Below are 14,409 nucleotides of genomic sequence, written 5' to 3'. Positions count from 1 at the left end.
AGCTATAGCGCAGCTCCAGAACCACTGCCGACTGTCCAACCGTTCCGGAATTAGCACTCCCCTCCCCGCTTTCTGTACGATGCCCTTAATCATTTTTACGAGGCGTTCCCATGCTGATCGGCGCAGTGCTCATCCTGACATGGCTCATTCTGCTATTGCGCTACCCTGCCAAAGCATTGCCGGTTTCCTTGGCCGCAGCGTTGGGCCTGGGGCTGGTGGCGGCGTGGGTGATCTGGGAGGACAGCCGTGATACGCACAGGCTGGAACGTCTGGAAGTGCGCCTCAATTACGCGCCAGAACAATGTCCGGCAGGAAAACCGCTGCTGTTATTGATCAACAACGGCAACAAAATCCCGCTGATCGAGCTGCGCTGGCGAATCGCAGCTTACGCACCCGGCGACAACATCAACCTCGCAGAAGACAATTACACCTCGCCTCGCTATCGTGGCCCCGGCGAGTTGCTGCCCGACAGTCAATGGCAGGATTGCCTCCCATTGCCGCCCCTGCGCGCCGGTTATCGCCCGCAGACGCTGGAGTTCAGGGCTGAACATCTACAAGGCAGTTTCGCGGACTGATCACAAGGAAAACATCATGCCTAATGTCCTCATTACAGGCTGTTCCAGCGGTATTGGCCGCGCGCTGGCCGATGCTTTCAAAACGGCCGGGTATCACGTCTGGGCCACGGCGCGCAAAGACGAAGATGTCGCGGCCCTGAGCGCGGCCGGCTTCACCGCCGTGCAACTGGACGTCAACGACCCCGCGGCCCTCGCACGCCTGACGGCTGACTTTGAGCAGCAGCAAGTCGCACTGGATGTACTGATCAACAATGCCGGTTATGGCGCCATGGGCCCTTTGCTCGATGGTGGCGTCGAGGCCATGCAGCGCCAGTTCGAGACCAACGTCTTCTCAGTGGTGGGCGTAACGCGGGCCTTGTTTGCGGCCCTGCGTCGCAACAAGGGTCTGGTGGTGAATATCGGCAGTGTTTCCGGCGTATTGGTCACGCCATTCGCGGGCGCCTACTGCGCCTCCAAAGCCGCTGTGCACGCCTTGAGCGAAGCCCTGCGTCTGGAGCTGGCACCGTTCGAGATTCAGGTCATGGAGGTCCAGCCGGGCGCCATTGCGTCGAGCTTCGCGAAAAACGCCAGCCACGAAGCCGAGCAACTGATCAGCGAGCAATCGCCGTGGTGGCCTTTTCGGGACGCCATTCGCGCCAGAGCCAAGGCGTCCCAAGGCAACCCCACCCCGGCCATCGACTTCGCCCGGGACCTGCTCCGCGCCGTGCAGCAACCCATCCCACCTCGCCTGCTGCGCCTGGGCAAAGGCTCACGCGCCATGCCGCTGATGGCCTGGCTGCTGCCCAAGGGATTTCTGGATAACAAACTCAAGCAACGGTTCGGGTTGGATCGGAAGGTGTAGAGCTATTTGTTGGACCTATTTCGCCTACACACTTCCCAGCGATATAGCCCATTCATCTACCTCGCAGGTCGCGCCAGCTCACATCCTTACCAGGTCCGGCATCCGCAAACCACCACTGGTCGGCGACTGTAAGAAGTGACAGTGGTGGATCCGCGCCTTCAGCATTAGTATTTCTCACGGAATGCATAAACGCACCTTATCTCAGTTTACGGCATGGACAGGTCAGCACGTACAACCTCTTTTTGCCAAGAAAGAGTTACAGGAGTTACAGGAGTTGAGAGACAAGGCCGCGCACTGACTCATCATGTCGAGGTCAAATCAAAGACGAGAGAACGAACCATCATGACTACTTTAAAAACAGCACGAATCCAATATGACGCTTACGGAATGCCTATGATAACTAACGGTACAGAGTTTTTTAATATCTCTGACGCCGTCCCAAAGAATTTTTCGGCATTGACTCCTGCGCTGGACTGGAAATTATGCCTTTACGATCCTGCGGCCGTGCAGGCGCTTGATGTAGCTTCTACAGGAGAGCAAATGGTTGCTTATAAAAAGAATATCGGTGACCTTTATCTACTACCTGTCAACGTCGCCCATTTACCTCCAAGCACTATTATCGAAAGCAGCCCCAATGCGACTCGCGTTAAAACATTCACCGTCATCGGAAGCAACTCATCAACCGCGCACATCCTGGAGTCTGACTACAAATGCATGAAAGTCACCTACTATGCCGATCTCGATGACCCGCTAGCTATTCTCCATGCATTGTTAGTGAAGAAATTCAAAGGTGAAAATCTTTTCTTGGAATGTATCAGTACAGCACTTTACGACGAGATACCTTTAAATGCAGTTTGGGACAGCACAACAAAAGACGCTACGTTACTGAAGGGCAAGGAAATGAAGACTTATCACATTCCCTGGCTTCAAATCGGTGCTCCGGGATTGTCCGACCCCGGACGAAGTCTTGACTGGAGCAAGACTGTCAGGGAGAACAACATCCAGGCTAACGAAGTTGTTCATTGCGAGCTCTACAAACCGGGGAATAATCTTACTGCCTACGGGGGGGCCGGGAAGCCCGATTACAGCACACTTGGACTCGAAGTCATTCTTGGCAGCCTTCTGCGAACCAGGTTTTTGAGCGCTATCAAAGAAGCGACAAAGGCCTGCCTGAACGAATACAGGCAGCGGTTCGGGTCGAAGCACGTTGAGCGATTTTTTCGACAACGAGCGACCTGTGGAGCTCATTCGCACCGCGAGGCAGCGATAGCGTCGCGCCTGACACCGTGGGACCGGCTTTAGCCGGGAAGGGGTATTTCAGGCGATGCAGATGCAGCGAACGCCCTGACCTCTTCCCGGCTAAAGCCGGTCCCACGAGGTACATCTTTCGATTGCGGTCATCGATCCCCACCCGGATTCACAATCACCGTGCAGGTCGTTCCTGCCGACAAGAACACGTCCTCCGGCACGTGATCCAGGTGGATGCGCACCGGGACGCGCTGGGCCAGGCGGACCCAGTTGAAGGTCGGGTTGACGTCGGCGATCAGTTCGCGGCTTTGCGGGTTGTCGCGGTCGTAGATGCCTCGGGCGATGCTTTCCACGTGACCTTTAAGCAACTGGCCGCTCATCAGTTGCATGTCAGCCAGATCACCGACGCGGATGTGCGGGAGTTTGGTTTCTTCGAAAAAGCCGTAGACCCAGAACGAGTTCATGTCCACCACCGCCATCTTCGCCTCGCCCATGCGCGCATAGTCACCGCGATGCACGTTGAGGTTGGTGACATAACCGTCCACTGCCGCCAGCACTCGGGTGCGCCGCAGGTTCAGTTCGGCCGCTTCCAGTTGAGCAACGGCCAGTTGGTAATCGGCCTGGGCGGAGGTGGCGATGTTGCCGGCGTCGTCGCGGCTTTCGGTGGATATCACCAGGTTGTCCATGTCGGCGCGGCGTTTGGCGTTGACCTTGCGCATTTCCCAGGTGGCCTTGCGGGATGCCACCAGCGCCTGGGCTTCCTTCACCGCGACTTGATAGTGCTCGGGATCAATCTGCATCAACAGATCGCCCTTTTTCACTTGTTGGTTATCACGCACGGGCACGTCGACCACCGTGCCGGTGACATCCGCCGCGACGTTGATGATGTCGGCACGAACCCGGCCATCGCGGGTCCACGGGGTGTCCATGTAGTGAACCCACAAGGTGCGACCGATCCAGATGGCCAGGGCCAGGACCAGTAACGTGGCAAGCAGACTGAAGAGCTTTTTCATCACGGTTCTCAACGATAAACAGTCAGCGCCATCGCGCCGAAAATACACACGAACAGGCTCAAGCGGAGCAGCGCCGGGTGCCAGAAAAAGCGGTACAGGTCGAACCCGGAAAGTACCCGGTCCAGCCCCCAGGCCAGCACCATGGCAATCAGGAACATCACGGTCACAATGGGCATGTACAAGCCATGAAAAGCGATTTCACGCGGCATGAAGGAGTCCTTGCGGCCGGCTGTCGGGGGCGTAGGCGGCCAGAGGTGATTGCGGATCGAGCAACGAGGAGCGAATGAAGTGCAGGTAGCTTTTCACCCTGCGCAGCGCTGACGTATCAAAGTGCGGGGCGAACGGCTCGTCGGTGGCCTGCACGCGACTGATGGCATGATCGACCGCCACCAGACAGCGCTCCAGATTGCTCTGGTCGGGCTGAATGAACAGCCGGATCAGGGAGCGCCCCATGACCCGGATCGCCAGTCGCCAGGATTGCGAAGGCGCGTAGCTGGGGTGGATCGGCAGAATGTCCTGCTCGCGACGCAACTCGATGATGGCGTGGCCGATTTCCAGCACAACGAACATCCAGCGCAGCAACTCCCGCTGCACCTGCGGTTTGCCCGCTGCAAGACCATACGCCTGATGCATCAGGTCGCGGGTCTGGCTTTCGAAACTCGAACCCAGGCGACTCAAGGGTGCGCTGATGGCGAACACCACTTGCCGACGCAGATCATCTTCAAGGCGACGCCACATCCAGCGGCTGTTGGGCGGCAAAATGATCGCCCCCGCCGCCGCGCACAACAGCATGCCAATGATCATGGCGATGTAATCGTTGACGAATACGTAAGGGTTGTAGAGCGTCAGGTTGTCCGGCACCGAGCCCATGCTGAAGAACATCAACAAACCCAACCCGTAGCCGGACCATTGCGGACGCGAACCCAGAAACGCGCCAAGCATGAACACCGGCGCGAGGAACACGCACAGCAACGGGAAACCGTCGATGAACGGGAAAATAAAGAAGGTTTCGGTGAAGCCCAGCAGCGCGCCCAGCAAGGTGCCGCAGGCCATCTGGAACGACATGCGCCGGGGATTGTTGGTGGTGGCCGATAACGCCACGGTGGCCGCTGACACCAACGTCATGGTCGCGCCGCTGGGCCAGGCGGTCGCCACCCAGTAGGCGCTCATGATCGACAGAATGAACGTCGCGCGCAGCCCTGCCGCCAGGGCCGTCATCCAGTTGGTCTTGGGCAGGAACGACTCCTGCCACTGCTCCCGCGCATGATTGTGATCCGCCAGTGATGCATGGGTCTGGGCATAGTCATGCATGTCATTGACCAGGCGGTACAGCAGTTCGTATGCGGTATGAAAATCCAGCAGGTCGGCTTCGCCCGGCGTGGTCTGTTCCAGTGCGGCGCGCTGGCTGCGTACGCGGGCGGGCAAGTCAGCCTTGAACTGTTCCAACTCGGTGACCAGAAGCGCGGCATCGTCGGTGGTCAGCGCCCGGTCGGCAAAACGGTCGAGCAGTTCGGCCAGCGCGCTCAGGCCCGGTTCAGCGGCAGTCGCTACTGGCGTGACACCTTCGGCCCGCAGGCGCTCCAGTAATTGGTGCAGGGCATTGAAGCGCGTGGTGATGGCCATGAATTCGCTGTTCAGGCGGTTGAGCCGGCCATTGCGGCGGCGCATGTGCGGGTCTTCGAACATGGTCACGCTGCGCAAGCCTTCCAGGCCAACGGCTTCGGCAATGAAGCGCACATTGCCGGTCTCGAACGCCGCCCGTTCATGGTTGCCGCGCAAGCCATCGGCAACAAAACGGGCGAAGACGCCGAAACGCAGGTAGAGCGCGTTGCGCATCGCGGCGGCAGAACTCTGGGGCAAGATGGCCGCCGTGACCGCCGTGGAGCAGATGATGCCCAAAGAAATTTCCAGCACCCGCCACACGGCGGCCATGAATGAGCCTTCCGGGTGCGCCAGGGCGGGCAAACCGACCATCGCCGCGGTATAACCGGCCAGCACGAAGCCGTAGGCGCGAAAGTTGCGATACCGCGCCGCCCCCGCCGAACAGAACCCCACCCAGATCGCCAGGCTGCCAAGAAACAGCTCGGAGTTCTGCGCGAACAACGCCATCAGCACCACCATCACGGTGGAACCGGCCAGGGTGCCCAGCAAGCGATAAAAACTCTTGGCGAACACATGGCCGCTTTGCGGCTGCATGACGATGAACACCGTGATCATTGCCGTGCGCGGCTGCGGCAACTCCAGGCGCAAGGCCAGCCAGTAGGTACCAAAGGCGGCGATCAGCACCTTGAAGATGTAGATCCAGGTCACCCCATCGCTGCGCGCCCAGCTGAAGAATTCCCGGCGCCATGGGAGGGAAGTGATGCGATTCATAGGACAGTTGGAGCGACCGGGGTGGCGCTCCACCTTGCCCGCGAAGAACGACAACGCGGTGTGCCTGCACCTGTGCGGCGATTGCTTCGCGGGCAAGCCGCGCTCCAACGGGTTTCTGAAAGCATGTTCATCGATCAAACGCCGCCAACGCCGCAGGCGTCTTGGGTGCCCGGGTTTTTTCTTCGCCGGGCGAATCGTCGCCCGCGGACAACCCGCCACCCAGCGCGACCACCAGCTGAGCATGGGCGCTCAGCCGTGCGGCCTGGACTTGCTGCTGGATCTGCTGCTGGCGAAACAACAGGGTCTGGGCGTTAAGCACGTTGAGGTAATCCGTCAGTCCGCGTTGAAAGGCAATCATGGCGATGTCGTAGGTCTTCTGGGCGGAGGCCACGGATTCGCTGGCGAACGCCTGTTGCTTGTCCATGGACTCACGGCGAATCAATTGGTCGGAGATGCTCTTGAGCGCCGTCACCAGTGTCTGGTTGTACTGCGCCACCGCAACATCGTAACCGGCCGCTGCTTCGCCCAGTTCCGAGCGCAGGCGTCCGCCATCGAAGATCGGCAGGCTCACCGCAGGGCCGACGCTGTAGTTGAATTTCTTGCCCGCGAGGAATTCCAGCATGCCACCGCCGGTCGCCACATAACCCAGGCTGCCCACCAGATCGACGTTGGGGTAAAAACCGGCGTGGGCGACATCAATCCCCCGCGCCTGAGCCGCCACCCGCCAGCGACTGGCAACCACATCGGGACGCTGACCCAGCAACTGCGCGGGCAGCGCCGAAGGCAGTTTCAATGGGGTCTGCAGTGACAAGGTCGGGCGTTGCAGTGTTGCGCCTGCACCCGGCCCTTTGCCCGCCAGCGCCGCCAACTGGTTACGACTCAGGGCAATGGACTCGTCCAGGGAATCGATCTGCCGATGGGTTTCCGGCAGCGGCGTCTCTGCCTGGCTGACTTCGAAATGCGTGCCAATGCCACCCCTCAGACGACGCTGGGCGAGATCCAGCAATTGCTTCTGCTGCTCAAGCGTCGCTTCGGCGATGTCGCGCTCGGCGTAGTGGAGCGACAACTGGATGTAAGCGCGCACGATGTTGTCCTGCAACTCCAGCTGCGCCTGGCGCTCCTGGGCAACGCTCATGTGCGCCATGTCCAGCGCGCGCTCGCTGGCATTGCTTTCGCGGCCCCACAGATCAAGGGAATAACTCAGCCCCAACGAGGCGCTGTTGTCCCAGGTGGTGGCGTTGGCCAGATTGCCAGGGCCGTAGAACTGATCATCGCCCCAATTATGTCGTTTCAGGGAAGAATCGCCGGTGATGTGCAATGACTCGGCCGACTCGGCAATACCGGCCATGGCTCGCGCTTCCCGCACTCGAGCGGCGGCCATGGCCAGGCTCGGGTTGCCCTGGGCGGCGAGTTCGATCCAATGATTGAGCTGCGCATCGCCATAGGCGCGCCACCACTGGGCGACTGGCCAATGGGCGTCCCGGGCGGCGCTTTGAATCGCCTCGTCGGTGGCCAGGCTATTGGCAGGCAATGAGCGGCCTTGAGGCGCGATTCCACCGGTTCCAATGCAGCCGCTGATAACGAAGGTTAAAGCCAAGACACTGAGGGGCTTGAGCCCTCTGATGATGCGAAGCGGCACTGCTGCAAATCCCGACTTGAATGAACGAGCGCTAAGGCCGCGATTCTAGGCGGCCCCATGCCAACCGATAAGCCGGGGTAACTGCGATTCTTTGTTACCGAACGGGGAATAATCCTTTGGTCTGGGTGACATGGATCAGTAACTTTCTGTCACAATTTGCTATCTCATCAGAGAAATGCCCATGGACACCCTGCAAAACATGCGCGCTTTCAGTTGTGTGGCGCAAGCGGGAAGCTTTACCGCTGCGGCAGTACAACTGGATACCACCACCGCGAACGTCTCGCGTGCCGTTTCAAATCTTGAAGCTCATTTGCAAACCCGGCTGCTCAACCGCACTACGCGCCGCATCGCGCTGACCGAAGCGGGCAAGCGTTATTTATTGCGCTGCGAGCAGATCCTGGGCTACGTCGAAGAAGCCGAAGCCGAAGCCAGCGACGCCCATGCGCGCCCCGCTGGCCAGCTCAAGGTGCATTCGATGTCCGGTGTCGGCCAGCATTACGTGATTGATGCCATCGCCCGCTACCGGCGCAATCACCCGGACGTGGCGTTTGACCTGACCATGAGCAACCGCGTGCCGGACTTGCTCGAAGAAGGCTATGACGTGTCCATCGTGCTGGCCAGCGAGCTGCCGGATTCGGGCTTTGTGTCCCAGCGTTTGGGGATCACGTACAGCATCGTTTGCGCCTCCCCTGCCTACGTCAAAAGCTTTGGCGTGCCCGTCAAGCCGACGGACCTGCTCAACCATGCGTGCCTGCGCCTGGTCAGCCCGGTATTCCCGCTGGAGAAGTGGCTGTTCGACGGCCCCGAGGGCCAGGAGATGGTCACCATCAACTCCTCGCCCTTCCTGGTCAACTCGGCCGACGCCATGAAAGCAGCGATTTGCAGCGGCATGGGCGTGGGCATCCTGCCGATTTATTCCGCTATCGAAGGTCTGCGCAACGGCACGCTGGTGCGGGTGCTGTCCGACTACCGCTCCCAGGAATTGAATCTGTACGCGATTTACCCTTCGCGGCAGTACCTGGATGCCAAGATCAAAACCTGGGTGGAGTACCTGCGCGGCTCCCTGCCGGAAATTCTCGCCGCCCACGAAGCCGACCTGCAGAAGCACGCGCTGGTCTCGCTGCCTTGAAAAACCCCGTGCCCAAGGATGGGCACAGGGTGGGGAAGAATGTTAGCGTGCTATCCATTCGAACCGTCCGAGAGTGACTGCCCCGATGAAAAAGACCGTGCTTGCCTTCAGCCGCGTATCCCCTGAAATGGCCGAAAGGCTTGAACAGGATTTCAACGTGATCGTGCCCGACCCGAAACGCGGCGACATGAACGCCCAGTTCAATGAAGCGCTGCCGCAATGCCACGGCATGATCGGGGCCGGTCGCGCGCTGGGCCGCGAGCAACTGGCCTCGGCGACCCGACTGGAAGTGGTGTCGAGCATTTCGGTGGGGTACGACAACTACGATGTCAGCTATCTGACCGAACGCGGGATCATGCTGACCAACACCCCGGACGTGCTGACCGAAAGCACCGCTGATCTGGGCTTCTCGTTGATCATGAGCAGCGCCCGCCGCGTGGCGGAACTGGACGCCTGGACCAAGGCCGGCCAGTGGAAACGCAGTGTTGAAGCCGCGCAGTTCGGCACCGATGTGTATGGCAAAACGCTGGGCATCGTCGGCATGGGCAATATCGGCGCTGCCGTGGCACGTCGTGGCCGACTGGGCTTCAACATGCCGATCCTGTACAGCGGCAACAGTCGCAAGACCGAGCTGGAGCAGGAACTGGGCGCACAATTTCGCAGCCTTGATCAGCTGTTGGCAGAGTCGGACTTCGTCTGTCTGGTCGTCCCCTTGAGCGAAAAGACCAAGCACCTGATCAGCAGCCGCGAACTGGGCCTGATGAAATCCAGCGCCATCCTGATCAACATCTCCCGTGGCCCTGTCGTCGATGAGCCTGCGCTGATCCAGGCGCTGCAAAACGGCACGATTCGCGGCGCTGGCCTGGACGTTTACGAGAAAGAACCACTGAGCGAGTCGCCCCTGTTCAGCCTGAGCAACGCGGTCACCCTGCCCCATATCGGCTCGGCCACCACCGAAACCCGCCAGGCCATGGCCGATCTTGCCTACACCAACCTGCGCAGCGCCCTGCTGGGTGAAAAGCCGCAGAACCTGGTTAATCCGCAGGTGTGGAAGGGTTGAGATAACACGCGCTCACAAAGCCCCTTTGGCGCGAGCGGGCGGCGTTCCAAAGGGATCCTCGACAGCGACAACGTGCGCCTTCGGCTTCCTGAATACCAACACATTGCCCAGCATGACTAACACGAGCCCCATCAGTGCGGGCGCGGTCCATTGATAGCCTTCCACAAAGGCCGAGATGTTCAGCGCCACCACCGGGAACAGCACCGTGCAGTACGCCGCCCGTTCCGGGCCCATGCGACCGACCAGCGTCAGATAAGCCGTGAAGCCCACCACCGAGCCGAGAATCACTAGATACAACAACGAGCCGATGTAGCGCGTGTTCCATTCGAACGAGAACGGCGTGCCGCTGAACACGCAGTACAGGCTGAGCACGGCAGCCCCGTAAAACATGCCCCAGGCATTGGTGGTCAGCGGTCGCAGCCCGGCTTTCTGTTGCAGGCTGGACAGCATATTCCCGGCGGAAAAACACAGCGTACCGATCAAGGCCAACCCTAGGCCGAGCAGGGTTTCACGGCTGGCGCTGTGCCCGGACAATTCCGGCCAGAACAGACATGCCAGACCGATCAACCCCAGAGCGCCACCAGCCAGCACGTTACGGGCGACTTTCTGGCGAAAAAAGATCCGCGCATTCAGGGCGTTCCACAGCGTCGACGTGGAAAACACCACGGCAATCAGGCCGCTGGGGATCCATTGGCTCGCGGAGTAAAAGCACATGAAGTTGATGCAAAACAGGCATAAACCCTGAGCCATGCAAATCAACTGCCCTCGCCGATTGACCGGTTGCAGGCGGCCACTGAGCAGCAGGATCGCAAACAGCACCAACGCCGCCAGGCCAAACCGATAGACGATAGAGACCGCAATCGCCACCTCGCCGAGCTGCAGTTTGAGGGCAATCCAGGTGGTGCCCCAGATCAGGACGGTGAGCAGATAAAGCGAAAGGTTCATGACGCGACTCCTGTTTGAACCTCCAGTCTGGGTCGCGCCCCGTTCGGTCACTTGCATAAACTTGCGCATTTGATGCCTGCATGGCTGGCAGGCGGTCAGCCACGGAGTAGGATGCGAGGCGTAGAGGAAAACACCATGTCAGCCATCGAATCCATCCAGGTCTTTCAGGCCCTGAGCAGTTCACCCAACGCCCGACTTGAGCAGAGCGCCACGCTGGGCGACGGCATGATGGCGGCCTTGTGGAACAACCGCCACGATGCCCAGGAATATCACGCGCCCAGCCATCACACGCTGTCCTGCTATATCGCCGATGGCACCGGCACCTTTCGCCGCGACCAGCCGGAACAGAAAGGCAGCCCGGGCAAACTCTGCATCCTGCCCGCCGGGCACGAGTCGGCCTGGGTGATCAACGGCGAGATTCGCCTGGCGCACCTTTATATAAGCCCGGAGCAGTTTGCCCTGAGCTGCATCACGCTGCTGGACCGCGAGCCACGCGCGCTACAACTGCAGGAAAACACCTTTCTCGAAGACCCGGAACAGGCCGGTCGCTTTCGTCAGTTGATCCAGATGGACTGGAGCGAACCGGCCGAGCGCCTGCGCACCACCAGCGTGGCTCACGACATGCTCAGCCACGCGATTCTCAGTCAGGTAGGTTTGCGAGAGGGCCTGCGCCTCAAGGGCGGACTGGCACCGCACCTGCGTCGGCACTTGGTGGAGTTCATCGACGCGCACCTTGCCGACCCACTCAGCCTGGGCCAGTTGGCTGGCATGTGCGCGCTGTCCGAATACCACTTCGCCCGGATGTTCCGCGAAAGCTTCGGCTTGCCGCCCCACCAATACCTGCTGGCCCGTCGCCTGACCTACGCCCGGGACTTGCTGCGCTCAACACACAAGGCGTTTGGCGAGATCGCCCTGGAATGCGGATTTTCCAGCGCCAGTCATTTCAACAATCGCTTCAGACAGGTGGTGGGCGGGACGCCGGGGGAGTATCGGCGAGCGTTCAGTTGAAGGGCTGGGATAGGATGGGTATACGGCATCGGCGGTGACGCGTACTCACCTTTGCGTTCTTACGGCTGCCTCTAAACAAAAAGCCTCTTTGTCTTGGCAAAATCTCCTTTGTCCAGCCCATGCTGCGCAGGAGTTCCGTCACTCCGGCATTACTCCGTGGGACCGGCTTTAGCCGGGAAGAGGCCGGTAGGGTCCCGGCAGTTTTTTCGCCTGGCGTATCGCCTTCGCGGCTAAAGCCGGTCCCACGGGGCCTGCGATGGGATTTCGAACCACAAATGCTGTTGCTGCCAACCGTTCCAAAACGCGGCATCAACGGCGTCCGGCCGGTTCGATCACTCAACCCATCCACTGACCGAGCGCCAGGACCGGCCCCAACACCACCCCCGCCGCCGACAGCGTCAATACCATTCTGGGTCGATAAGGAATCAGCAGGATCAGCACCAGCGCGCTGGCCATCAACGCCGCACACCATTGCACCAGCCCCGGCCCCCAACCCGTCGCGCTCACCGCCACGCACAACGACAGAACCAGCGCCAGCCAGCCCGTGACGCGCAACGCCCGGGCACGGGCGTTGCTCAGTTTGCTGTGCAGCAACTCGCCATAATGTCGAGTCATCGACAGGCAAAGGCCGGTAAATCCCAGATAACACAACACGGTTGCCAAGAGCATCAATGAGCCTCGCGTTCAAGCTGAGTGGTGCCCAACAACGCCGCGAGAATCCGAGAGGTGACGGCCAGACGATAAGCCACGCAAAGCGCCAAGCCTTTGCCAGGACGAGCGCCGCGTTTGGCTCGGGGCCCGCCCTGTGTCCGGGTCGTCGTGGCGGCCCCGATCACTCAAACACCAACCGCGACGGGCAAGACACAACGCATCCAAGGGTATGGGGTGACATGGCGGGTTCCTGATTGACGATCATCGTGTGCAACGGTTCGTCACTCCTCATACGAACGGATCGCAATATTAATGATAAATATTCTCATACGCAAAAGACTCTGCCAGAATCGCCGCAATTATTGATTCATCGCGGACTGCAGTCGCTCATGCCTATCGCCCAATACGCGCCCAATAACACCCTCGAAGGCTTGTATAACGCCCATCACAACTGGCTGACGACCTGGTTGCGACGCAGGCTCGGCTGCCCGCACAGCGCCGCCGATCTGGCTCAGGACACCTTCGTCAAAGTGCTGATGGCTCGGGATACGGCACAGATCATCGAACCCCGCGCCTTCCTGACCACAATCGCCAAGCGCGTGCTGTGCAATCATTACCGCCGCCAGGATCTGGAGCGCGCCTACTACCAGACCCTGCTGGAAATGCCCGAGTGCGTCGCGCCTTCCGAGGAGGATCGGGCGATCATTCTGGAAACCCTGCTGGCGCTGGATCAACTGCTCGATGGCCTGCCGCTGCCGGTCAAGCGCGCCTTTCTGCTGTCCCAGCTCGACGGCCTGAGCCACGGGGAAATCGCCGTGCAACTGGGTATTTCCATCGCCACCGTCAAACGCCATCTGCACAAGGCCGCCCTGCGCTGTTATTTCGCTATATGAACCCCAACACCGAGTCCCTGAACAAATCCGATATTCCTGCCGCTGTTGCCGAGCAGGCGGTGAGCTGGCTGATCGAAATGCAGAGCGGCAGCCTCGACCCGCGCCGCCAGCAGGCCTGGCAACTCTGGCTGAACAGCTACCCCGAACATCAAAGGGCGTGGGCGCATATCCAGCGGGTCAATCAGCGTTTGAGTGGTTTGTCCTCGCCTCTGGCCCATGCGGCCATCAATGCGCCCAAATCCAGTGGTCGCCGCCAGGCATTGAAGCTGTTGCTGTTGTTGGGTGCAGGCTCTGCGGTCGGCTGGGGTCTGCGTGAACAGGCGGTGTTGCAACCGTTGCTGGCGGACTTTCACAACGGCATCGGCCAGCGACGCAAGATCGCCTTGGCCGACGGCAGCCAATTGCACTTGAACACCGCCAGCGCGGTGGATGTGCGTTTCGATGGGCAGCAACGCCTGATCAAACTGCTACAGGGCGAAATACTGCTGACCGTCGCGGATGATCCACGGCCACTGCGGGTGTCCACGGCCGAAGGCAGCATTCGCTCGACCGGATCGGGCAGTCGTTTCGACGTGCGGCAACGGGACGGCCGCACTCAGGTGGCGCTGTTCAACGGCACCTTGCAGCTAAGTCCCGAACGTTCTCCAGGGCCGGGATTGCAATTGCAGGCGTCGCAGCAGGTCAGCTTTGGCCGCCAATCCTGGGACGCCATCAGTGCGCTGGACGCCAACAGCGGTGCCTGGGCCGACGGCATGCTGGTGGCTGCGCACATGCGCTTGCAGGATTTCCTCACCGAACTCAGCCGCTACCGACGGGGCCATCTGGATTGCGACGCCAAAGTGGCCGACCTGTTGATATCCGGCAGTTACCCGCTGGCCGACAGCGAACGCATTCTGGATCTGCTGGAAGTGGCACTGCCGGTTCGGGTCAAGCGGTTTACCCGGTATTGGGTGACGGTTGAGGCGCGGGTTTGAATGTCATCCAGTAAGGGTCGGCCCTACGGGTTCGCGTGGCGGCTAACGTATTTTTTTCAC

The 14,409-nt window shown here is 60.3% G+C and carries 14 protein-coding genes; 8 read left to right on the top strand and 6 right to left on the bottom strand.

The genetic code is table 11. The features are described 5' to 3' along the window. The first annotated feature begins 110 nt into the window (after positions 1-110). From ACP7B0_RS09545 to ACP7B0_RS09535, 3 genes are all read left to right on the top strand, one after another. Positions 111-575, top strand: coding sequence for a multidrug transporter (locus ACP7B0_RS09545; RefSeq protein WP_426141021.1), 465 nt, complete (start codon positions 111-113; stop codon positions 573-575). Positions 576-591: 16 nt separating this feature from the next. Then, complete coding sequence (locus ACP7B0_RS09540; RefSeq protein ID WP_426141019.1) at positions 592-1,416, top strand: SDR family oxidoreductase; 825 nt, start codon at positions 592-594, stop codon at positions 1,414-1,416. Between the two features lie 342 nt (positions 1,417-1,758). Further along, positions 1,759-2,718, top strand: coding sequence for a hypothetical protein (locus ACP7B0_RS09535; protein WP_426141018.1), 960 nt, complete (start codon positions 1,759-1,761; stop codon positions 2,716-2,718). Positions 2,719-2,813: 95 nt separating this feature from the next. Here the strand turns inward: ACP7B0_RS09535 and ACP7B0_RS09530 are convergent, their stop codons facing one another. The 4 genes from ACP7B0_RS09530 to ACP7B0_RS09515 all read right to left on the bottom strand — a co-directional run bounded on the left by ACP7B0_RS09530 (position 2,814) and on the right by ACP7B0_RS09515 (position 7,689). Continuing rightward, positions 2,814-3,677 carry an efflux RND transporter periplasmic adaptor subunit gene (locus ACP7B0_RS09530; protein WP_426141016.1) on the bottom strand — a complete coding sequence of 288 codons (864 nt, stop codon included), beginning with the start codon at positions 3,675-3,677 and terminating at the stop codon, positions 2,814-2,816. An 8-nt stretch (positions 3,678-3,685) separates the two neighbouring features. Beyond that, entirely contained in the window at positions 3,686-3,886 is a 201-nt protein-coding gene (locus ACP7B0_RS09525; protein WP_426141015.1) for a DUF1656 domain-containing protein, read from the bottom strand. Beyond that, the gene (locus ACP7B0_RS09520) at positions 3,876-6,050 is read right to left on the bottom strand and encodes an FUSC family protein (RefSeq protein ID WP_426141014.1); all 2,175 of its coding nucleotides are present in this window, start codon (positions 6,048-6,050) and stop codon (positions 3,876-3,878) included. The genes ACP7B0_RS09525 and ACP7B0_RS09520 overlap by 11 nt, the downstream gene beginning before the upstream one ends. Positions 6,051-6,177: 127 nt before the next feature. Then, entirely contained in the window at positions 6,178-7,689 is a 1,512-nt protein-coding gene (locus ACP7B0_RS09515; RefSeq protein ID WP_426141013.1) for an efflux transporter outer membrane subunit, read from the bottom strand. A gap of 181 nt (positions 7,690-7,870) precedes the next feature. Here ACP7B0_RS09515 and ACP7B0_RS09510 point away from each other — a divergent pair, with 181 nt between their 5' ends. Continuing rightward, positions 7,871-8,818, top strand: coding sequence for a LysR family transcriptional regulator (locus ACP7B0_RS09510; protein ID WP_426141012.1), 948 nt, complete (start codon positions 7,871-7,873; stop codon positions 8,816-8,818). 85 nt (positions 8,819-8,903) lie between these two features. Next, positions 8,904-9,878, top strand: coding sequence for a 2-hydroxyacid dehydrogenase (locus ACP7B0_RS09505; RefSeq protein WP_426141011.1), 975 nt, complete (start codon positions 8,904-8,906; stop codon positions 9,876-9,878). Between the two features lie 12 nt (positions 9,879-9,890). Here the strand turns inward: ACP7B0_RS09505 and ACP7B0_RS09500 are convergent, their stop codons facing one another. Next, on the bottom strand, positions 9,891-10,823 hold the full coding sequence (locus ACP7B0_RS09500) for a DMT family transporter (protein ID WP_426141010.1): 933 nt from the start codon (positions 10,821-10,823) through the stop codon (positions 9,891-9,893). A 135-nt stretch (positions 10,824-10,958) separates the two neighbouring features. Here ACP7B0_RS09500 and ACP7B0_RS09495 point away from each other — a divergent pair, with 135 nt between their 5' ends. After that, positions 10,959-11,831 (top strand): helix-turn-helix domain-containing protein, encoded by an 873-nt coding sequence (locus tag ACP7B0_RS09495; RefSeq protein ID WP_426141009.1) that lies wholly within the window; start codon positions 10,959-10,961, stop codon positions 11,829-11,831. A gap of 336 nt (positions 11,832-12,167) precedes the next feature. On the opposite strand, the gene ACP7B0_RS09490 is transcribed toward ACP7B0_RS09495, so the two are convergent. Beyond that, positions 12,168-12,500, bottom strand: a complete 333-nt coding sequence (locus ACP7B0_RS09490) for a DUF3325 domain-containing protein (protein ID WP_426141008.1) — start codon at positions 12,498-12,500, stop codon at positions 12,168-12,170. A gap of 371 nt (positions 12,501-12,871) precedes the next feature. Here ACP7B0_RS09490 and ACP7B0_RS09485 point away from each other — a divergent pair, with 371 nt between their 5' ends. Further along, positions 12,872-13,375 (top strand): sigma-70 family RNA polymerase sigma factor, encoded by a 504-nt coding sequence (locus ACP7B0_RS09485; RefSeq protein ID WP_426141006.1) that lies wholly within the window; start codon positions 12,872-12,874, stop codon positions 13,373-13,375. Then, positions 13,372-14,349, top strand: a complete 978-nt coding sequence (locus ACP7B0_RS09480; protein WP_426141005.1) for a FecR domain-containing protein — start codon at positions 13,372-13,374, stop codon at positions 14,347-14,349. Before ACP7B0_RS09485 ends, ACP7B0_RS09480 begins: the two co-directional genes overlap by 4 nt. Positions 14,350-14,409: the final 60 nt, after the last annotated feature.

It is taken from the genome of Pseudomonas sp. DWP3-1-2, from assembly GCF_049896285.1.
GTDB lineage: Bacteria > Pseudomonadota > Gammaproteobacteria > Pseudomonadales > Pseudomonadaceae > Aquipseudomonas.
The sequence above is the reverse complement of the archived record's forward strand: the minus strand, read 5'-3'. Positions and strand labels throughout refer to the sequence as shown.

Excerpts from the sequence above, each read along its gene's own strand:
- ACP7B0_RS09545 (WP_426141021.1), top strand. The coding sequence starts at position 111 with ATGCTGATCGGCGCAGTGCTCATCCTGACATGGCTCATTCTGCTATTG.
- ACP7B0_RS09540 (WP_426141019.1), top strand. The coding sequence starts at position 592 with ATGCCTAATGTCCTCATTACAGGCTGTTCCAGCGGTATTGGCCGCGCG.
- ACP7B0_RS09535 (WP_426141018.1), top strand. The coding sequence starts at position 1,759 with ATGACTACTTTAAAAACAGCACGAATCCAATATGACGCTTACGGAATG.
- ACP7B0_RS09530 (WP_426141016.1), bottom strand. The coding sequence starts at position 3,677 with ATGAAAAAGCTCTTCAGTCTGCTTGCCACGTTACTGGTCCTGGCCCTG.
- ACP7B0_RS09525 (WP_426141015.1), bottom strand. The coding sequence starts at position 3,886 with ATGCCGCGTGAAATCGCTTTTCATGGCTTGTACATGCCCATTGTGACC.
- ACP7B0_RS09520 (WP_426141014.1), bottom strand. The coding sequence starts at position 6,050 with ATGAATCGCATCACTTCCCTCCCATGGCGCCGGGAATTCTTCAGCTGG.
- ACP7B0_RS09510 (WP_426141012.1), top strand. The coding sequence starts at position 7,871 with ATGGACACCCTGCAAAACATGCGCGCTTTCAGTTGTGTGGCGCAAGCG.
- ACP7B0_RS09505 (WP_426141011.1), top strand. The coding sequence starts at position 8,904 with ATGAAAAAGACCGTGCTTGCCTTCAGCCGCGTATCCCCTGAAATGGCC.
- ACP7B0_RS09500 (WP_426141010.1), bottom strand. The coding sequence starts at position 10,823 with ATGAACCTTTCGCTTTATCTGCTCACCGTCCTGATCTGGGGCACCACC.
- ACP7B0_RS09495 (WP_426141009.1), top strand. The coding sequence starts at position 10,959 with ATGTCAGCCATCGAATCCATCCAGGTCTTTCAGGCCCTGAGCAGTTCA.
- ACP7B0_RS09490 (WP_426141008.1), bottom strand. The coding sequence starts at position 12,500 with ATGCTCTTGGCAACCGTGTTGTGTTATCTGGGATTTACCGGCCTTTGC.
- ACP7B0_RS09485 (WP_426141006.1), top strand. The coding sequence starts at position 12,872 with ATGCCTATCGCCCAATACGCGCCCAATAACACCCTCGAAGGCTTGTAT.
- ACP7B0_RS09480 (WP_426141005.1), top strand. The coding sequence starts at position 13,372 with ATGAACCCCAACACCGAGTCCCTGAACAAATCCGATATTCCTGCCGCT.